This is a genomic window from Streptomyces sp. B15 (assembly GCF_018070605.1).
GTDB classification, from domain to species: Bacteria; Actinomycetota; Actinomycetes; order Streptomycetales; family Streptomycetaceae; genus Streptomyces; species Streptomyces smyrnaeus.
On the sequence record NZ_JAGPXJ010000090.1, the window covers coordinates 1 to 18,659 of the forward strand.

At 71.0% G+C, this 18,659-nt stretch carries 15 protein-coding genes and 2 pseudogenes; 6 read left to right on the top strand and 11 right to left on the bottom strand.

Going from position 1 to position 18,659, the window contains the following annotated elements; all coding sequences use genetic code 11:
* From KBY19_RS29430 to KBY19_RS37355, 3 genes and pseudogenes are all read right to left on the bottom strand, one after another.
* On the bottom strand, window positions 1-306 hold a 306-nt coding region (locus tag KBY19_RS29430; RefSeq protein ID WP_210967057.1), incomplete at its 3' end, for a hypothetical protein.
* Window positions 307-789: 483 nt separating this feature from the next.
* Window positions 790-1,398, bottom strand: a pseudogene (locus tag KBY19_RS29435) (LysR substrate-binding domain-containing protein); the annotation flags it as partial.
* Window positions 1,382-1,525, bottom strand: a pseudogene (locus KBY19_RS37355) (sigma factor); the annotation flags it as partial. The pseudogenes KBY19_RS37355 and KBY19_RS29435, both read right to left, overlap by 17 nt.
* Before the next feature lie 318 nt (window positions 1,526-1,843).
* On the opposite strand from KBY19_RS37355, the gene KBY19_RS29445 reads away from it, so the two are divergent.
* Complete coding sequence (locus KBY19_RS29445) at window positions 1,844-2,878, top strand: questin oxidase family protein (RefSeq protein WP_210967058.1); 1,035 nt, start codon at window positions 1,844-1,846, stop codon at window positions 2,876-2,878.
* Between the two features lie 211 nt (window positions 2,879-3,089).
* Complete coding sequence (locus KBY19_RS29450; protein WP_210967059.1) at window positions 3,090-4,913, top strand: glycoside hydrolase family 15 protein; 1,824 nt, start codon at window positions 3,090-3,092, stop codon at window positions 4,911-4,913.
* On the opposite strand, the gene KBY19_RS29455 is transcribed toward KBY19_RS29450, so the two are convergent.
* The 5 genes from KBY19_RS29455 to KBY19_RS29475 form a co-directional block, all read right to left on the bottom strand.
* On the bottom strand, window positions 4,877-5,356 hold the full coding sequence (locus KBY19_RS29455) for a GNAT family N-acetyltransferase (RefSeq protein ID WP_307843658.1): 480 nt from the start codon (window positions 5,354-5,356) through the stop codon (window positions 4,877-4,879). The two genes, KBY19_RS29450 and KBY19_RS29455, sit on opposite strands and share 37 nt — an antisense overlap.
* 877 nt (window positions 5,357-6,233) lie before the next feature.
* Window positions 6,234-6,743: a hypothetical protein gene (locus tag KBY19_RS29460; RefSeq protein WP_210967060.1), complete on the bottom strand. Its 510-nt coding sequence runs from the start codon at window positions 6,741-6,743 to the stop codon at window positions 6,234-6,236.
* Between the two features lie 26 nt (window positions 6,744-6,769).
* Window positions 6,770-7,495: an aspartate/glutamate racemase family protein gene (locus KBY19_RS29465; protein WP_210967061.1), complete on the bottom strand. Its 726-nt coding sequence runs from the start codon at window positions 7,493-7,495 to the stop codon at window positions 6,770-6,772.
* 23 nt (window positions 7,496-7,518) lie between these two features.
* Entirely contained in the window at window positions 7,519-9,000 is a 1,482-nt protein-coding gene (locus KBY19_RS29470; protein ID WP_099877515.1) for an NCS1 family nucleobase:cation symporter-1, read from the bottom strand.
* A 274-nt stretch (window positions 9,001-9,274) separates the two neighbouring features.
* Complete coding sequence (locus tag KBY19_RS29475; protein WP_210956928.1) at window positions 9,275-10,300, bottom strand: YafY family protein; 1,026 nt, start codon at window positions 10,298-10,300, stop codon at window positions 9,275-9,277.
* 260 nt (window positions 10,301-10,560) lie between these two features.
* Between KBY19_RS29475 and KBY19_RS29480 the strand changes: the two genes are divergently transcribed.
* Window positions 10,561-11,661, top strand: a complete 1,101-nt coding sequence (locus KBY19_RS29480; protein ID WP_185016086.1) for a winged helix DNA-binding domain-containing protein — start codon at window positions 10,561-10,563, stop codon at window positions 11,659-11,661.
* 110 nt (window positions 11,662-11,771) lie between these two features.
* Here KBY19_RS29480 and KBY19_RS29485 read toward each other — a convergent pair whose 3' ends face one another.
* Complete coding sequence (locus KBY19_RS29485; protein WP_247691549.1) at window positions 11,772-12,599, bottom strand: glycerophosphodiester phosphodiesterase family protein; 828 nt, start codon at window positions 12,597-12,599, stop codon at window positions 11,772-11,774.
* A gap of 462 nt (window positions 12,600-13,061) precedes the next feature.
* Between KBY19_RS29485 and KBY19_RS29490 the strand changes: the two genes are divergently transcribed.
* The 3 genes from KBY19_RS29490 to KBY19_RS29500 all read left to right on the top strand — a co-directional run bounded on the left by KBY19_RS29490 (window position 13,062) and on the right by KBY19_RS29500 (window position 16,621).
* Entirely contained in the window at window positions 13,062-13,502 is a 441-nt protein-coding gene (locus KBY19_RS29490; RefSeq protein WP_099877512.1) for a helix-turn-helix transcriptional regulator, read from the top strand.
* Window positions 13,503-13,512: 10 nt separating this feature from the next.
* The gene (locus KBY19_RS29495) at window positions 13,513-13,923 is read left to right on the top strand and encodes a VOC family protein (protein WP_099877509.1); all 411 of its coding nucleotides are present in this window, start codon (window positions 13,513-13,515) and stop codon (window positions 13,921-13,923) included.
* A 292-nt stretch (window positions 13,924-14,215) separates the two neighbouring features.
* Window positions 14,216-16,621, top strand: coding sequence for an excinuclease ABC subunit UvrA (locus KBY19_RS29500; RefSeq protein WP_210967062.1), 2,406 nt, complete (start codon window positions 14,216-14,218; stop codon window positions 16,619-16,621).
* 99 nt (window positions 16,622-16,720) lie between these two features.
* On the opposite strand, the gene KBY19_RS29505 is transcribed toward KBY19_RS29500, so the two are convergent.
* A complete protein-coding gene (locus KBY19_RS29505; RefSeq protein ID WP_307843659.1) occupies window positions 16,721-17,593 on the bottom strand; it encodes a glycoside hydrolase family 16 protein in 873 nt (290 codons plus the stop codon).
* Window positions 17,594-18,011: 418 nt separating this feature from the next.
* Window positions 18,012-18,650 (bottom strand): hypothetical protein, encoded by a 639-nt coding sequence (locus KBY19_RS29510; protein WP_099877500.1) that lies wholly within the window; start codon window positions 18,648-18,650, stop codon window positions 18,012-18,014.
* Between the last annotated feature and the right edge of the window lie 9 nt (window positions 18,651-18,659).

The following is an 18,659-nucleotide window of genomic DNA, read 5'->3' on the forward strand; positions in this document are numbered from 1 at the left end:
GGATGTGGCACTGCCGTCGGTCGACACGCCGTGGAGGGCGGCGTCGACGGCGAAGGACGTCCCCTCGTGCCGGACCCCGTCGGCGTTGATGCGCACCGTGCCGACCTGCCCGGTCAGGGTCTTCAAGCCGGCCAGCGGATCCGTGAGCTCCGCGTGGACGTCGGCGTTCGCACCCAGCCGGGACCGGGCTTCTTCGGCCACGCGCTCCTGGGCCTTGTGCTCGACGAAGGCATTGGCGCCGCCGCCCGCTGTGAGGACGGTGACGAGCGCGGCAGCTGGGATGAGGACGGTACGGCGGATTCTCATGGGGGGTGGAACTCCATCGGGGAGAGGGCGCCCGGGGCAGGTGCCAGGGCGTCGGCCCGACCGTGGCCGGGTCCGCGGCGGATCCGCAGCGGTGCGGCGGTCGACGGGGACGGGGGAATCGCTGTGGGACCGACTGCGGCGTCGGTGTCGGCATCCGGCGTCACTGGACGGAGACCGTCGCCGGGTGAGCCCGTGACCCTGCCCGGCGGAGTGCCGGAACGCCGGGCCCAGCTGGACCGGCGTCGTGTCTGCGTGCCGGCTTCCAGGGTGCAGCCGGTGGCTGTCGGGGCGGAACGGGCACCTTTGGGCGAGTATGCCACGGCCTCCGGCTCGCACCGTGCGGGCTGCGTCACACCGCCGCCGCTCACTGCGGTGCGGAACCCGGCCGCCACGGAACGTGCCCGGAAGGCGCCCGCCCGCGCCGGAGCCCGTTCGACCGCAACGGCCCTGGGCTCCCGCTGCGCCCGGTCCTCCCGGAGGCGGTCAAGGATGCCCGGCGCGGCCCGGGACTGTCGTAGGGCGGTCGTCGTCGCTGCTGGCGGCCGCCGTGGCGCGTCGGAGCTCGGTGAGGACGGTGCGGACGGCCTTGCGGGCCGCGTTCTCCGGTCGGTGCAGCGCGTCGATGTGACGGCGGGCGTGGACGCCGGAGAGGGGCCGCAGGAGCGCGGCGGGGTGCGGACGCGCCGTCCAGCGAGGCATCAGCGCGATGCCGCCCCCGGCCGCCACCACCTCGGAGACCACAGCGAATTCGTTGATGCGGTGAGCGAGGTGCAGGCGGCGGTCGGCAGCGGCGGCGATGGCCTCGATGGTGGCCATCAGCGGGAAGCCGTCATGGACGGTGATCCACGGCTGGTCGGCCACGTCGCGCGGGGTCAGCTCCGGTTTGTCCGCCAGCGGGTGGCCGACGGGCAGCGCGATGTCGAGGGGTTCGTGCAGCAGCGGCGTGACCGACACGGTCCTCGGCCAGGCCGGTGAGTGGTCGAGCCGGTGGGCGAGGACGATGTCGTAGTCGTGGGTCAGCGGTGGGAAGCCGTCCTGGGAGACGTCTTCGTCGGCGAGCGCGACACGTGGCGACCCGGGTGGCAGAGCCCGCGAAGCGCAGCCAGGTCTCCTGGACCGCGTCCTCGGCCTCGCTCACGCTGCCCAGAATCCGGTAGGCGATCGAGAACAGCAGCGGTCGCAGCTCCTCGAACTCCTCAGGCTCGGCGGCCTCGGCCACACCGACTGCTCCTCACATCCCCTGGGCCCGGCCGGGTCCACCGGCGCGGGCGTCTTCGTGAGGACGGTCGTGCCACTGGCGGGTCGAGGCGGCGCTGCTGCACCCCGGCGGTCGTCGGTGGCCACACCCCTTGAGACGGATCGGCCCCGCACGCCGTGACATGAGCGGATGTGACAGGCCTCTCGCGCCTGAACGCACGGGGCCGGCCGGGAGAGGTCCGGACGCCGACGGCCCGGTCCCGGTCCCACGACGGCCTGGTCCCGGTCCTAGGTCGGCAGCCCGTTACGCCGTCGTGGCGCCTGGCCTAGCGTCCTCGCCATGGATTCGACAGGCACCCTCCCAGAGGCGCTGCAGCGCTTGCACACCACAGGTCCGGAGCGGTCCGGGCGGCTCACCAACCACGCGCCGATGGTTGTCGAGGCCCTCTCCGCACACGGGGCGGCAGGCTCGGTGCACCGCTGGCTCGACCTGTACACCAGCAGGCTGGAGGAGTTCCCGCCGGGCGTCGAACCGGTCACGGCAGCCAACTGGCGCTCCGCCCTCGGCGATCCGCGCCGCGCCGCCGACTGGATCGGGTACTTCGGCCGCGAGCTCACCGAGCGCCCCTGGCGGGAGGTGGTCGCCCGGTGGCGGCCCCGGCTGCTGTCCGGCATGTACGGCGGCGCGACGCATCCGGTGATCCGGGTGGGCCACGCCGTGCGTACGCTGCTGGCCGCCGAGGAAGACGCCGACGCGGACACCTCCGCCGCCGAGCCCTATCTGAGCGAACTCGCCCACGGCCTCGGCTACTGGGCCGCCCGCCACCACCCTGTCGCGGATCTGGACCCGTTGCCCGGTGCCGAGAGCGCGGCCGCCGCCCTCGACGAGGTGACGCCGATCGCCGAGCAGGACGGCGGCTTCCCCGACCGGCTCGGCCGCGTCACAGGCCTGCCGGTGTGGGCGGCCACGGTCGCGGATCCGCACGAGGCCCGACACCGCCTCATCGAGCTGGTGCGGGCGGCCACCCATCGGTACGCCACCCATGGCCACGGGCAGGAGACGATGCTGGTGCACGCGGCCACTGCCCCCAACGCCGTGCTGCGGGTGTTGCCCGCACTCCCGGAGGCCCTGTGGGTACCGAGTCTGCGGGCCGCCTGGACGGCGTCCGCGGCGGTGACCGCGATGTACGCCCCGATCGCCCCGGCCGTCTGCACCCCGCCGGGCGGCATCACCGCCGAAGAGGTCTTCGAGCGGGCCGTTGCCCACGGTGATGAACACGTCATCAAGCTCACCGACACGGCCCTCGACGTCGGGGACGAACGGGCGCTCGTGGCGGCCCTGCGCTCCATCGAACTGAGTGAACCGCTGGCCTGACGAGTCCGCGAAGCGTCCTGGCGTCGCACGGAGCCGTGCACCTCGCCGGGTGCGCGGGGTGCATGGGTGTCCCGGGCGCCGGGCGGGGGCGTCTGACGTGCGCAGCCGATGATCCGGGAGTTTCCCGCGCACCTCGCGGCGGTACCCGGGTTCCGATCTTTCCGGCGACTCGGCGTGTACGGACCGGTGCCACGCGGTAAGGAGGTCGGCCTTGTCGGCTCCCCTGGAGGACTACGCGCTGATCGGCGACACCTACACGGCGGGGCTCGTCAGCCGCAGCGGCTCCATGGACTGGCTGTGCCTGCCGCGGTTTGATTCAGGGGCCTGCTTCGCGCGGCTGCTGGGCGGAGAGCGGCACGGCCACTGGTCGTTGGCACCGTGCGGCGACGGATGGTCGGTCACCCGGCGCTATCTGCCTGACAGCCTCGTGCTGGAGACGACGTTCCGCCAGGCAGGGGACGAGGTGCGGGTGCTCGACTGCATGCCCGTCCGCAACGACAGGCCGGATGTGACGCGTCGTGTCGAGGGCGTGCACGGTCGGGTGCCGATGCGCAGCTGTTTCGTGCCGCGGTTCGACTACGGAAGCATCGTCCCCTGGTTCCGCCCGGACAACCGGCGGCTGCACGCGGTGGCGGGGCCCGACCATCTCACCCTGGACAGCGACTTCCCCCTCGAACCGACGGACGACGGCCGGGCCGTCACTCACTTCCAGGTCGGTGCGGGGGACGCCGTGGAGTTCCACCTGGGCTGGAACTCCCGCGAGTACGGCAGCCCGCCACGTCCCGGTGGCGACATCGTCTCCGCGACCCGGCGATGGTGGCAGGAGTGGGCTTCGCACTGCCGGTACCAGGGCCGGTACCGGGAAGCGGTGGTGCGGTCGCTGATCACCCTCAAGGCGCTCACCTACGCCCCCACCGGCGGCATCATCGCCGCCCCCACCACCTCGCTGCCGGAGCAGCTGGGCGGCGTACGGAACTGGGACTACCGTCACTGCTGGATCCGGGACGCCACCTTCACGCTGCTGGCGCTGCTCGACTCCGGCTACGAGAGCGAGGCCCGCGCCTGGCGGGAGTGGCTGCTGCGCGCGGTCGCCGGTGAGCCCGAGCAGATGCAGATCCTCTACGGCATCGACGGCACCCGCCGACTCCCCGAACTGGAACTGGACTGGCTGCCCGGCTACGAGAACTCCCGGCCGGTACGCATCGGCAACGAAGCAGCACGCCAACACCAGTGGGACGTCTACGGAGAGCTGATGGACGCCCTGCACCAGGCGCGCCACGCGGGCATTCCGCCCGCCGAGGACGCCTGGCGGGTGCAGCGGAAACTGATGGACTTCCTGGAGGGGCACTGGCGTGAGCCCGACAGCGGTATCTGGGAGATGCGCGGCCCGCGACGGCATTTCACCCACTCGAAGGCGATGGCCTGGGCGGCCGCCGACCGCGCGGTCAAAGCCGTGGAGGACTTCGGCCTCCACGGACCGGTCGACCGGTGGAAGCGGCTGCGCGCGCAGATCTTCGACGACATCTGCGACAAGGGCTACGACCCGGGGCGCAACACCTTCACCCAGCATTACGGCTCCACCACGGTGGACGCCGCGCTGCTGACGCTGCCGGACATCGGCTTTCTGCCGGCCCAGGACGAGCGGATGCGCGGCACCGTCCGCGCTGTGGAGGAGGAGCTTCTCAGCGGAGGCTTCGTGCAGCGCTACGCCATGACCGACCGGACCCCGCACGTCGACGGCCTTCCCCAGGGCGAGGGAGCCTTCCTGCCCTGCACGTTCTGGCTCGCCGACTGCTACATCCAGCAGGGGGACACGGCCAGGGGCAGGGCCCTGTTCGAGCGGCTGCTGGAGCTGCGCAACGATCTCGGACTGCTCTCCGAGGAGTACGACATCCGCGCCGAACGACTCGTCGGCAACTTTCCGCAGGCCCTTCCCCACATCGCACTGGTCAACACCGCCACCGGCCTCGACGGCCACCGCAGCGGCCAAGGCAGCCGTCAAGACGGTGCGTCGGCGGGTCGGTCGATGCGATAGACGTGGTGGGCGCGCTCGTCGGCCGGGTTGTCCGGGGCCAGGTCGACGGTGCCGACCCTGCGCAGTCCGGTCTTCTCCAGCGCCCGCCACGACGCGCGGTTGGCCGCGTTCACCGGGACGACGACGGCCGAGGCGTCAGGATCGTCGGTCCAGGTGGCCGCCACGACCGCCCGCAGGATGCGTGGCCCCAGCCCCTGCCCCACCCGTGCGGGGTCGGCGAGCAGATAGTCGAGCGTGACGGCGCCCTCGGGAAGTTCGACCTGGTCGGCCAACTCCTGGCGGTAGTCCGGGTAGTCCGCGAACCGGCACCGCTGGACCAACGCGACAGGAGTGCCGTCCAGCATGACCAGAAGGTCCTCGGACGGCTCCTCGCCGCGCGCCGCGGGCCCGAAGTCCCGCGCGACCGCTTCGGCGGACGTGTCGTGGTGCCACCAGCGGGCCACGTGCGGTGGGCGAGCCAGGTCCGCAACAGCCCGAAGTCCTCCTCGGTGACCCGCCGCCATGTGATCACTCCGCCACCCTCGTCCGCGTTCCCGCATCGTCGCACGGCCGACCGCGTCCGCAGCGGTGTTTCCCACCGGTACGTGTCCAGGAAGGGCGCGTGCTGCTCCAGCCATCTCTTCCTCTCCCGTGGCGCCACCACCCAGGGACCCGGGACCTCGTCGAAGGGCGGCCATTCCACCTCCGGGCATTCCCAACGCGCCGTCCATGAGCGGACCGTCTCGCGGTTGGTGACGAACTTCGCCCGAAGCGCATCCGTTTCGCGCCGCTTGGTTCTGCCGAAAACCATGGGCCTTCGCCCTCCCGCTCGGTCGCCCAGGACAGGTTCCACTCAACCATCGGCGGCACCGGGCGGTCTCCTGTCCGGGAGGGCGTAGGTCCGGTACGGCGAGTGGCCCCCCGGGGCGGCCCCACCGGATGACGGAGCCGCCGGTGTATGGAGCCGACCGGGTGCCGGGAGGGGAGGCTCAGTCCCGGTCGTCCGCGCGCTGCGCGTCCTTGGCCTTCCGGCCGCTGTGCGCACCCGTGAGGGCCCGCAGCTCGACGATGCGCAGGAACCCGTTGTCTCGTGCGGGTGAGCGCTTGTCATCCCGAGCTTCAGCCGGGTGGTCACAACGTCGTCGAACGTGATGCGGGTGGGCTCCCCGGAAGACGACGCCCAGTCGACGCGGAGGTGGTCGACCGGGACATGCTCCTTGCCGTTCCAGTAGCTGACGGTGAGCTTCTTCGGCAGGGCGTGGGCGTCGTCCTGCTCAAGAAGTAACGCGATCCCTCCCGGGGCAGCGGCCGCCGGCGCGCACACGATCGACGGCCGGCCGGTCAAGGGCGGGAGGAGAGCGCCGTCCGTCGCACACATCCGCCGCGCGCCCGGCAGAGGCGCACTTCCTCTCCGCCGTAGAGCGCGTCCGCGAGCGCGGTCCGGTCGGCGAGCTGCAATGCGATGCCCGCGTCCTTCAGGGCGCGGGTGAGGCGCTCGGGCAGGGCTCGCCGGTCGGACTCTTCAAGGTCGGCCGGATCACGGGTGAGGGCCAACAGGACCTTGCGTGGTCCACGGCCCGCACCGGTCGACCGCACCCCGACCCAGCGGTCCAGCCCCGCTGTGCGCAGAGCGGCCCGGGTGTCGTCCCGCAACTCGACGCACGACAGGTACTCCAGGATGACCGGCGTGCTGTAGGTGCCTGCCGCGGTCCGCGCGATCTCACTGGCGGCGACGCCCCTCCTGCGGTCTCTGCGCATGGCCGAGAACAGATTCTCACGGACGCGCAGATACTCCTCGACGGCCGCACGGGTGTGCAGATAGGTCATGGCCTCGGTCTCTTCCGGTTCCAACGTGGTCGGTCGTGCGCGGGTGGATGTCACGGCGTCGGTGGCGGCCAGTTGAGGATCTTCTTGGGGCGTGGTGGGGCGTAGGTGCGCACCTTCGACGTGGACAGGCCGAGGCCGACGAGGGACTCGGCGACCTTCACGGCGGAGGTGACCCCGTCGACGACGGGGACCCCGGTCCTTTCGACGACGCGTTCGGTCAGACCGGACATGCCTCCACAGCCCAGGCAGATCACTTCCGCGCGGTCGTCCTCCACCGCCCGGACGGCCTGCTCGGCGATGGCGTCCACCGCGGCATTCTCGTCGCGTTCGAGGTCGAGCACGGCCAGCCCGCTGGCGCGCACCGATGCGCACCGGGCGCTCAGTCCGGCCACATGGAGGCGCTCCTCGATCAGCGGGACCGTACGGTCGAGGCTGGTGACGACGGAGTAGCAGCGGCCGAGGAACTGTGCCGTGCTCGCGGCGGCCTCGGTGATGTCGACGACCGGGACGTCGAGCAGTTCCTGAAGCCCCTCGCGGCCGTGTTCGCCGTATCCGGCCTGGATCACCGCGTCGAACGGTTCCGGATGGGCGCGTACCGCTTCCATCACGGCGACGGCGGCGAGGTGGCTCTCGTAGTTGCCCTCGACCGACTCCGCGCCGAAGGCGGGCGTCAGGGGAACGATCTCGGTGCCGGGCGAGGCGGCGCCGGCCGCCTGCCGGCCGATCGAGTCGGTGATGGATCGCGTGGTGTTGACGTTGGCGACGAGGATGCGCATGGGACGGCCTTCTGTTGGTCGGGTCATTCGGCGGCGACGGCGATGGCCTCGCCGTCCACGTCACGGATCGCCGCGCTGCGGTCGGCGATCACCGCGTACAGCACGGCGGCGAGGGCGGCGCCGATGAACCAGGAGAATCCGGCCACGGAGTGGAAGGCGGGCACCAGGGCGAGGACGACCGCGACCGCGGCGCTGGGGGCGAAGGCGGCGACGGCCCGCGGGTTGTAGCCCCCGCGGTAGTGGTACTCGCCCTGTGCGTCTTCGGTGTAGAGGTCGGGCACGTTCACGCGGGATCTGCGCAGCAGCCAGTAGTCCGCCATGATCACACCGAACAGCGGCCCGAGCAGGGCGCCGAGCCCGCCGAGGAAGTAGTTGACCACGATCGGGCTGTCGTAGAGGTTCCAGGGGAGGATGACGAGGCCCAGTACGGCGCTGACCAGTCCGGCCCGGCGAAAGTTCAACCGGCGGGGGAAGAGGTTGACCAGCGCGTAGATGGGCGCGACGAAGTTGGCCAGCAGATTCACCGCCACCGTCAGCACGATGAGGGCGAGCGAAGCCGTCGCCAGCAGGAACATGTTCGGTACGGTCCTGACGATGTCGGCGGGGCTGGTGATGACGTGCCCGTCGAGCTTGAACTGGGCCCCGCTGAGCACCGCCACGATGACGGCGAAGAAGAGCATGTTCACCGGGATACCGACCACGTTGCCCCGGACGATGGAGCCACGGCTCCTGGCGGAGCGGGTGAAGTCGCAGAAGTTCAGTACGAACGTCCCGTAGATCACCACCCACAGCGCGGCGCCCTGCAGGATCTGCAGCCACATCTCGCCGCCGATGAGCGGCTCGTCGATGGACAGCGAGATCGAGCCGTCGGCGCGGAGGAACATCCACGCCGCCAGGGCGCACATGGTGATCAGGGTGGTGGGCGCCGCGAAGGCCATGTACCGCCGGATCATCTGCATCCCGTAACTCACGATGAGCACCTGCACGGCCCACAGGGCCAGGAAGGTGATCCAGCCGAGAGTCGACTGGCCGAGTACGGAGTTGCCCTCCAGCCGGCTCAGGCCCGGGTACATCGCCACGAGCAGGGTGCTGAGGACGGAAGAGGCCAGATAGGTCTGGATGCCGAACCAGGCGATGGCGACGGCCCCCCGGATACCGGCCGGGATCTTCGCTCCTTTGATACCGAACGCGATGCGGCTCATGACCGGGAACGGGACGCCCGTCTTGTGCCCCATGAAGCCGGACAGGGTCAGCAGGAGAAACAGCAGGACGGAAGCGAGCGCGAAGGCCGCCATGATGCCCCAGATGTTCAGTCCGAGAGCGAAGAGGCCGATGGCGAACGCGTAGTTCCCGAGGCTGTGTACGTCGTTGGCCCAGAGCGTGAAGACGTTGTAGGCGCCCCAGCGGCGCCCTTCCTTCTTCGTCGGGGCGAGGTCGTACGTGTACAAGCCGGTGCTGGAGGTGGCACCGGTCTCCACGGACGACCGCTCATCCACGGCAGTCATAGGGGCTCCGGAGGGGGAGGGAAGTGGAAGTTCAGAGGTTTCCACAAAATGGAAGTGGAATTCCGTTGGCCAGAACGTAGTTTTCGCCAAACAGCAGCGTCAAGAGGTGCGAAGAAAAGGCTTGTTCAAGTGCACAAACATGCCCCGACCGGTACAAACGTGCTGCATCGCGGCGGCAGGGGGAGCCTGAGAACCGGCGGTGTACGCCCTCACCCACCACCGGGCGGAAAGGCGCGGAGTCGCGCGTGGGCACGCGGCAGCTGCGCGGGATTGCTCAGTGGCTCGCGGGCGGTGGGGCGGAGCCGGCGGGTCCGTCGGACGCGGCGTCGGCGAAGCGGCGGGCCAGATGGGCGAAGGCCTGCTTGAGCTCGGGCGGGCCGACGACCTCGATCCCGGCGTCGAATCTGCCGATGGTCGCGGCCAGGCCGGGCCACGACCACGAGCCCAGCACAAGTCGGCAGCGGTCCGCGGCGAGTTCCTCCACCATCCCGTCGTGGACGTAGTGGGACACGGCGGCGGCGGGCAGTTCCAGGATCACCTCGCCGCGGCAGGGCCAGTCGTACGAGCCGTCGGAGCCCTGGAACCTGCCGGCGACGAAGGCGGCCACATCACCCCCGGGCACCTCACGCGGGGTGAAGCGAGGGCCCGTGGGGACGCGAGGGGTGAGCCGGTCCGCGCGGAAGGTGCGCCAGTCCTCGCGGTCGAGGTCCCAGGCGACGAGATACCAACGTCCGCCCCAGGTCACCAGATGGTGCGGCTGCACCCGGCGCGGCGACGTCGTGGCGCTGTCCCGACCGGCGTCCGGCGGGGAGACGGGAGCGTAGTCGAAGCGCAGCACTTCGCGGGCCTGGACGGCCGCGCTGAGTGCCATCAGCACGCTGCTGTCGACCTGGGGACGCGGCCGGGTCGCGGGCCGCTCGACAGCGGTGACCCGGAGGGCGTCGATCCGGTGGCGCAGCCGTGCGGGCATGACCTGGCGGACGGTGTTGAGGGCGCGTGCCGCGGCCTCCTCGATGCCGGCACCGGTGGCGGTGGCGCTCTGCAGCGCCACGGCGAGGGCGACGGCCTGCTCGTCGTCGAACAGCAACGGGGGCAGCTGTGTTCCGGCGTCGAGTCGGTAGCCGCCGTCGGGGCCCTTGCTCGCCACGATGGGGTAGCCGAGTTCGCGCAGGCGGTCCACGTCCCGGCGCACGGTGCGCCGGCTGACGTCCAGCCGCTCGGCCAGCAGCGCTCCCGGCCAGTCCCGGCGCGTCTGGAGCAGCGAGAGCAACGACAGCAGTCGTCCTGAGGTCTTCTGCACGATCTCCATCCTGCGCCAGGAAGCGGCCAGGATCTGACCGCTTCTCCTGCGACTGTGACCACCACCGGGCGGGACCGAGCGGACCGCCCGCCTCTCGTCGCGTCGGCACGCCCGGCCCCGCGCGGATCGCCCGTACCGGATTCCTCGACAGGCAAGGAGCCGATCATGTCCCTCCGCACTGTGACCCAAGCCGGGCGGTGGCTCCCGCCGCCCGATCGCTGCCGTGCCGACACGGCCGTCGAACGGGGCGCGGTGAGCCGATGACCGTGCTCGACAACCGGGCGCTCAACCGCGCCACGCTCGCCCGGCAGTTGCTGCTGGACCGTGCCGACATGCCGGTGCTCGACGCCGTCGGCCACCTCGGTGGGCTGCAGGCACAGGAACCGCAGGAGCCGTTCATCGGCCTCTGGTCGCGGCTGCGAGCCTTCACCCCGTCCACGCTCTCGGACCTGCTCGTCCGGCGCAGCGTGGCACGGACCCATCTCATGCGCCGCACCGTGCACCTCGTCACCGCTGAAGACGCCCTCGCCTGGCGGGCCCGCCACGACCCCATGCTGCGCCAGCGGGTGCTCGGAACCTATCGACGTGAGCTGGACGGGGTGGACCTTGACGAACTGGCCGCCGCGGGCCGGGCGGTCATGGCCGACGGCGAACCCCGCTCGATGGCCGAGCTCACGCGTGCGCTCGCCGACCGCTGGCCGCAGCGGCAGCCGCGCGCCCTGGGGGAGATGCTGGTCGCCGCCCTCCTCCCGATGGCGCAGCTGCCGCCGCGCGGGCTGTGGCGCACGAAGGCGGGTGTGCGCAACGTCCTGCTCGCCGCCTGGCTGGGGCGCGAGATCGACCCGCCGGCCGTGGGCGGTTCCGACCCGGTCGGCCAAGCTCTGGTGCGCCGCTATCTGGCCGCTTTCGGACCCGCCGCCTCGGCCGACCTGCGCGCGTGGTGCGGACTGGCGGGGCTGCCTGCCGCGATTGCCGCGCTACGCGAGGAGTTGGTCACCTTTCGCGACGAGCGGGGCCGGGAACTGCTGGATCTCCCCGACGCGCCGCGCCCCGACCCCGGGACGCCCGCCCCGGTGCGGTTCCTCCCGGCTTTCGACAACGCGATCCTCGGATACCACGATCGCAGCCGGATCGTGGACGACGACCACCGGGGGCTGTCGGTCGCCGGCGCGCGCGTCGTCCTGGTCGACGGCCGGGTCGGCGCGACCTGGACCGTGGAGGCGGGCACCGTCCTCGTCACTCCGCTGCGCCGCTTCTCCCGCGCCGACCGCACCGAGACGGCGGAGCAGGCGCGGGCGCTGGCGCTGTTCCTCTCCGACGGGGAAAGCGACCGGGTACGGTTCGCCGCGTCCACCGACTGACCCCCGGTCCCGTTGCCCTGGCCCGGTCCTGAGCTCGGCCTCCACGCCTGTGCGACTGCGGTGGTGGGGGCCGGGTGCGCCGCGCCCCCACCACCGGCGCGCTCCGAGCGTCAGACGCACTTGCCGGACAACCAGTCCTTGAAGCCCTTGGTCCACGAGGTGGCCATCCGCACCGAACGTGTGGGGGATCCGAGCCGCGCCAGGCTGTCCTGCCACGACGCGTAGTTGCCGGAAGCAGCCGGGGGCGGCTCCTCCCAGCCGATCCCGTCGACCCAGGCTGGACGCCCGGTGAGCGAGGAGCCGAGCCCTGCCGCCTTGAGGCGCCGCTCGAGCTCCGGCTGCAAAGCGGCGTCATGCGTGTAGAGCATGATTTCCTGGGTGGCGGCCCGCTCCGAGACGGGCGCGATGACCTCTCTCCAGGCTCTCGCGCGGATGGCCGAGTCGCTGTGGAGCAGTGACTGCTCGGCCTCGGGCTTGAGCTCCACCAGGGGGATGATGCCCTTGGCCTTGGCGCTGTCGAGCCACTCGCGGAAGGTGTGGACGGTCTCCCCGGTGTACGGGCCCCGGGTGATCGTCCGGCCTCTGAGCTGGTCGGCCCCCGTCGCCCACCACAGCTCGGTGATGGGCGCTCGGGTGCCGGTCAGCCCGTTGGTCGTGGTGTTGTGCCACATCACGCCCTTGGTGCCGTTCCTGGTGAGCTGGAGGTCGGCCTCCACGCCCGAGGCGCCCCAACTCTTCTGCTGGGCGAGCGCGCGGGGATTGTTGGGCTGGCGGATCTGGTCGCGGTTCCAGGGGTTGTCACCGGTCGGATAGCCGCCGTGTCCGAAGATCGTCGGACAGACGGGTAAGGCCGCTGCCTCGGCGGTGTTCGCTGCCTGCACGGTGCCGAGCAGCAGCGTCGCACCGACGGCGACGGCACTCCATGCTCTCCACTTCATCGCGCCCCCTTGGCCTTCTTCTTGGCTGTCTTCCGGTGCACAGCGCACGCGCGCCCTCGCCGGCTTTCGTCCCGGTCCCGGACGACGGCGGATCGCTGCTTCCGCCCCCGGCGGAGCGCCGACCCGCATCCTGGCGGAGCGCCGCGTGGCTGAGGGGGCGCTGCCGCAGCATAGGAACGGTGGGGGAGGCACGTAACCCCGCGCGTCCGTCCGCCCGTTGGAAGGGAGGCCTGTCCCGTTCGGGCCGGCCTGGACGGCACGGGAGCGGGCGGTCGCCGGTGTGCCGGCGCGGGTCCCGACCGGGGCGTGCGGGCAGCAGCTCGACGGCTGCGGCCCGGCGGCCGTGGACGAGGCGCACCGCACCGCGGGGCTCGCCCCTCGCTCCGGGCCCTGCCCACCCCGCCTCGAACCGCGTTCTTGCAGGTGAGAGGCGTTGTCGGAGGGTGGTGGTAGCGTCACGACATGACGCCGGAAGAGCTTGCCGATCTCGCACATCTGCGCCGAGCGCGGGATCTGATCGATCGGGAGTACGCACAGCCGCTCGATGTGCCGACGATGGCCCGCCACGCGCTCATGTCGCCGGCGCACTTCTCGCGACGGTTCCGGGCCGCCTACGGCGAGACCCCCTACGGCTATCTCATGACCCGCCGGATCGAGCGGGCGATGGCGCTGCTGCGCGAAGGAATGAGCGTGACGGACGCGTGCATGGCGGTCGGCTGTACCTCACTGGGCTCGTTCAGCTCGCGGTTCACCGAGCTCGCGGGGGAGACGCCGAGCGCGTATCGCGCCCGGGACCACGACGCCGTGGTGGCGATGCCCGCGTGTCTGGCCAAGGTGCGCACCCGCCCGCTGCGGGACGTGTCGAGCAGGATTCGAGAAGCGCGCCCCGGCGCCGCCGCTTAACGTCACTCACATGACTATCGCACTGCAATACAGCCACATCACCGTCAACCACGTGGACGAGGCGCTCGTCTTCTACCGGGACGCTCTCGGCCTCGAAGTGCGCAACGACGTCGCCTCCGGCGAGTTCCGCTGGGTCACTCTGGGTAGCGCGGCTCAGCCGGGAGTCGAGATCGTGCTCTCGGAGCCGCATGCAGGGCGTTCCCAGGCCGACGGGGACGCCCTGCAGGAACTGCTCACCAAGGGCGTCCTGCCGATGACCGTCTTCAGGACCGATGACGTCGAGGCCACCTTCGAGCGGGCGCGGGTCTCCGGTGCCGAGGTGCTGCAGGAGCCCATCGACCAGCCCTGGGGTCCGCGCGACTGCGCGTTCCGCGATCCCTCGGGCAACATGGTGCGGATCCAGCAGGAGTCCAAGGCGTAGCGCCAGGTCGCCCCGGTTCCGCCCCGCACGGCCCCGCCCCGCCGCCGTGCGCGCCGGACGGCCGCTCGTCCGCGCCGCACGCCCGGGGGCAGCCCACCGGACCCCGGGCCGCAACGGGAGCCGAGGCGAGGCGGGGGAGGGGGTCTCCTTCGTCGCGTCGCGCCCGTGCGGCGCCGCAGAGGGGACACGACGTGAAGAGAAGCAGGACGTACTACGCGGAGCTGGTCGGACACAGCCGGGCGACGCCGACGGGGACCGCGTGGGCGGTCCCCGCCTCACAGATGGAGACACGATGAGCAGGACCACGGGGACGCAGGCGCAGTCGTCTGCGCTGCATGCCGCCGACAGCCACGACATGATCCGCGTGTACGGGGCGTGCGAGAACAACCTCAAGAACGTCGCCGTCGAGATACCGAAGCGCCGGCTGACGGTGTTCACCGGCGTCTCCGGTTCGGGCAAGAGCTCGCTGGTCTTCAACACGATCGCCGCCGAGTCGCAGCGGTTGATCAACGAGACCTACAGCGCCTTCGTACAGGGCTTCATGCCGACGCTGGCCCGGCCCGAGGTCGACGTCCTCGACGGCCTGACGACCGCGATCATCGTGGATCAGCAGCGGATGGGCGCCGACCCGCGCTCCACGGTCGGCACCGCCACCGACGCCAACGCGATGCTGCGCATCCTCTTCAGCCGGCTCGGCGAGCCCCACATCGGCCCGCCCAGCGCGTACTCCTTCAACACCGCCTCGGTCCGGGCATCCGGTGCGATCACCGTCGAGCGCGGCAACAAGAAGGCGGTGAAGGCGACCTTCGAGCGCACCGGCGGCATGTGCACGCACTGCGAGGGCCGTGGCACGGTCTCCGACATCGACCTCTCCCAGCTGTACGACGACTCCAAGTCGCTCGCCCAGGGCGCGTTCACCATCCCGGGCTGGAAGTCGGACAGCCAGTGGACCGTGCAGGTCTACGCCCAGTCGGGCTTCGTCGACCCGGACAAGCCGATCCGCGAGTACACCGAGAAGGAGCTGCGGGACTTCCTCCACGGCGAGCCGGTCAAGGTGAAGGTCAACGGCGTCAACCTCACCTACGAAGGGCTGATCCCGAAGATCCAGAAGTCGTTCCTGTCCAAGGACAAGGAGGCGATGCAGCCGCACATCCGGGCGTTCGTGGAGCGGGCCGTCACCTTCACCACCTGTCCCGAGTGCGGCGGCACCCGGCTGAGCGAGGGCGCCCGCTCCTCGAAGATCGGGAAGATCAGCATCGCCGACGCCTGTGCCATGGAGATCCGCGACCTGGCCGAATGGGTCCGCGACCTCGACGAGCCGTCGGTGGCGCCGCTGCTCACCGCGCTGCAGGACACCCTCGACTCGTTCGTGGAGATCGGCCTCGGCTATCTCTCGCTCGACCGTCCGGCGGGCACCCTGTCGGGCGGCGAGGCGCAGCGTGTGAAGATGATCCGCCACCTCGGCTCGTCCCTCACCGACACCACGTACGTCTTCGACGAGCCCACCATCGGCCTGCACCCGCACGACATCCAGCGGATGAACGACCTGCTGCTGCGGCTGCGGGACAAGGGCAACACGGTCCTCGTCGTCGAGCACAAGCCGGAGACGATCGCGATTGCCGACCATGTCGTCGACCTCGGGCCCGGCGCCGGTACCGCGGGCGGCACCGTCTGCTACGAGGGCAGCGTCGAGGGGCTGCGCTCCAGCGACACCGTCACCGGCCGCCATCTCGACGACCGGGCCTCGCTCAAGGAGACGGTGCGGGAGTCCACCGGAGCGCTGGAGATCCGGGGCGCGACGACGCACAACCTCCAGGGCGTCGACGTGGACGTGCCACTCGGTGTCCTCTGCGTGGTCACCGGCGTGGCGGGCTCCGGCAACAGCTCGCTGATCCACGGCTCGATCCCCGCCGGGGCGGACGTCGTCTCGGTCGACCAGAGCGCCATCAAGGGCTCCCGGCGGAGCAATCCGGCGACCTACACCGGACTGCTCGACCCGATCCGCAAGGCCTTCGCCAAGGCCAACGGAGTGAAGCCGTCGCTGTTCAGCGCCAACTCCGAAGGCGCCTGCCCCACCTGCAACGGCGCCGGCGTGATCTACACCGACCTGGCCATGATGGCCGGAGTCGCCACCCCCTGCGAGGACTGCGAGGGCAAGCGGTTCCAGCCCTCGGTGCTGGAGTATCGCCTCGGCGGCCGGGACATCAGCGAGGTGCTGGCGATGTCGGTGGCCCGGGCCGAGGAGTTCTTCGGCGCCGGTGAGGCACGCACTCCGGCCGCGCACAAGATCCTCGACCGGCTGGCCGACGTGGGACTCGGCTACCTCACCCTCGGCCAGCCGCTCACCACGCTGTCCGGCGGCGAGCGGCAGCGGCTCAAGTTGGCGACCCATATGGGTGAGAAGGGCGGTGTGTACGTCCTCGACGAGCCGACCACCGGTCTGCATCTGGCCGACGTCGAGCAGCTGCTCGGTCTGCTCGACCGGCTCGTCGACTCGGGCAAGTCCGTCATCGTCATCGAGCACCATCAGGCGGTCATGGCGCACGCGGACTGGATCATCGATCTCGGGCCGGGCGCCGGCCACGACGGCGGCCGGATCGTCTTCGAGGGCACCCCCGCCGACCTCGTCGCCGCCCGCTCCACCCTCACGGGCGAGCACCTCGCGGCCTACGTCGGTGCCGAACAGCCGATCAGTTAGCTCCGGAACCACCGGGCGCGCGCCGCGTACGCGGGGGCGCCCGCGCCCCGGCCGGACGGCAGTTCGGCCGGGTGCGGGCGCCCGTGCGTGCACGACGGGTCAGTCGCCGGTGGTGACCCGTACGTAGTCGACGGTCATCTGCTGCGGGAAGTTCGTCGAGCCGTCCGGGTCGCCGGGCCAGTAGCCGCCCACGGCGAGGTTGAGGATCAGGAAGAACGGCTTGTCGAACACCCACGGGTTGCCGCCGACATCGGCGGGCGTACGTGTCTGGTAGACGTTGCCGTCCACCGACCAGGTGACGGTGCCGGGGGACCAGTCGATGGCGAAGGTGTGGAAGTCGTCGGCGAAGGCCGCGCCGCCTGGCAGGGTGTACGCGGCGCCGATGCCGCCCGAGCCGGAGTAGCCGGGGCCGTGCAGGGTGCCGTGCACCGTGCTCGGCTCGAAGCCGACGTTCTCCATCACATCGATCTCGCCGCAGGCCGGCCATCCGGCACTGCCGATGTCGTCACCGAGCATCCAGAAGGCCGGCCACATGCCCTGGCCGCGCGGCACTTTGATGCGCGCTTCCACGTGACCGTAGGTCTGGGTGAACTTGCCCGCGGTGTTCAGCCGCGCCGAGGTGTACTCGCATGTGCCGTACCAGCACTGGTAGTTGCCGGGGTTCTCCTTGCGTGCGGTGATGACGAGATTGCCGTTGCCGTCGAGCGCGGCGTTGTCGGTACCGGGGGTGTAGTACTGCCGTTCGTGGTTGTTGACGTTGTCGCCCGTCTCGTTCTGCCACTTGCTGCTGTCGACCGGGGCGCCGGCTGGGCCGTCGAAGTCGTCGGAGAAGACGACCGCTTGTGTGCCGCTGCCGGGGCGTCCGGTGTCTGTGGTGTCGGCCGAGGCTGTGGTGGGCAGCAGCGCGGTGGTCAGGCAGCACAGCAGGGTGGCTCCGCACACGGCCGTGCGGCGTCGCCAGGAGAGTCTCACGTCAGCCCGTCCTTTCGTGGGGGAGTGGACATAGGGCCTGCTAGATCTGCTCATGACAAAACATCAACGGAGATGTGCACGGCACTTCCGCAAGCCCCGGGCTTTCTTGATGACTTGTTGTAAACGCACCCGAACAAGCCGTCAAGGCTTTGGTTCAGACCGATGTGTATTCAAGAAGTAGCGGCAGTCGGTCCACCTCGTCGCTCTCTTCCTAGGAGCGGCCGAGTGAGGTGTGCCGCGACACGAGTTGCGCGAGGACCACGTCCACCCCTCCCATACCTTTTCGTCCGGCACTGCGCCGGCTTTCCATGTGCTCGCCGTCCCGACGCACCTGTTCGCGCAGTGTCTGATGGGCACGGCGGCGCGGCGGTGCAGGGGCCGGCGCTGCGCCGGCCGAGCGGCCGAACATCCCCGGTGCTCACCCGGGGCCGGACGACACCGTCGTCGTCACCCGCGTCACGGCGGGCTTCCTCGGCACCGAACCGAACCCGAAGCGCACGGGCGGTTCGACAGGCGTCATCCCACCGAGGTCGGCGCCGTCGAAGGTCGCGGACACCGCGCTGATCGGCTGCAGGTCCCGGGCGCCGTACCATTCGCGGCGGCCGCCTCCCGCGCTGCCGCGGGTCCGCACTCCGGAGAGCAGCAGGCGAGCGGGCCGGTCCGTCAGCGCACTCCATGCCGGACGCCCGGCGAGCGGACCGGGGACGACGGCCAGCAGCAGCCCCAGCAGCCGTCGCGGGCCGGTGCTGAAGCGCAGGGCGAGCGGCCCTGCGGTCACGGTCCAGGTCTGCCCGGTGACGCTCACGTCGACCGGGACCAGGCGCACCGTGTCGAAGGAGTAGGTGTCGCGGACGAAGTCCGCCGTCTCCCGGGTGGGGGCCAGCAGCAGTCGTTCCCCGTCGGCCCGTTCGAGCATCACGTCGCTGAACGGCCCGAACGGTGACCGCTGCCAGTGTCCGAGCACGATGCGCGTCCCGGAGGCGGTTCCCATGCCGGCGATCCAGCCCTCGAAACGCCACCGGGGGCGCCGAGTGGCTCCGCCGTGCTTACCGCTCATCCGCTCACC

Coding starts and splice junctions, on each gene's coding strand:
- KBY19_RS29495 (WP_099877509.1), top strand. CDS start 13,513: ATGACTATCGCACTGCAATACAGCCACATCACCGTCAACCACGTGGAC.
- KBY19_RS29510 (WP_099877500.1), bottom strand. CDS start 18,650: ATGAGCGGTAAGCACGGCGGAGCCACTCGGCGCCCCCGGTGGCGTTTC.
- KBY19_RS29465 (WP_210967061.1), bottom strand. CDS start 7,495: ATGCGCATCCTCGTCGCCAACGTCAACACCACGCGATCCATCACCGAC.
- KBY19_RS29445 (WP_210967058.1), top strand. CDS start 1,844: ATGGATTCGACAGGCACCCTCCCAGAGGCGCTGCAGCGCTTGCACACC.
- KBY19_RS29480 (WP_185016086.1), top strand. CDS start 10,561: ATGACCGTGCTCGACAACCGGGCGCTCAACCGCGCCACGCTCGCCCGG.
- KBY19_RS29500 (WP_210967062.1), top strand. CDS start 14,216: ATGAGCAGGACCACGGGGACGCAGGCGCAGTCGTCTGCGCTGCATGCC.
- KBY19_RS29485 (WP_247691549.1), bottom strand. CDS start 12,599: ATGAAGTGGAGAGCATGGAGTGCCGTCGCCGTCGGTGCGACGCTGCTG.
- KBY19_RS29490 (WP_099877512.1), top strand. CDS start 13,062: ATGACGCCGGAAGAGCTTGCCGATCTCGCACATCTGCGCCGAGCGCGG.
- KBY19_RS29470 (WP_099877515.1), bottom strand. CDS start 9,000: ATGACTGCCGTGGATGAGCGGTCGTCCGTGGAGACCGGTGCCACCTCC.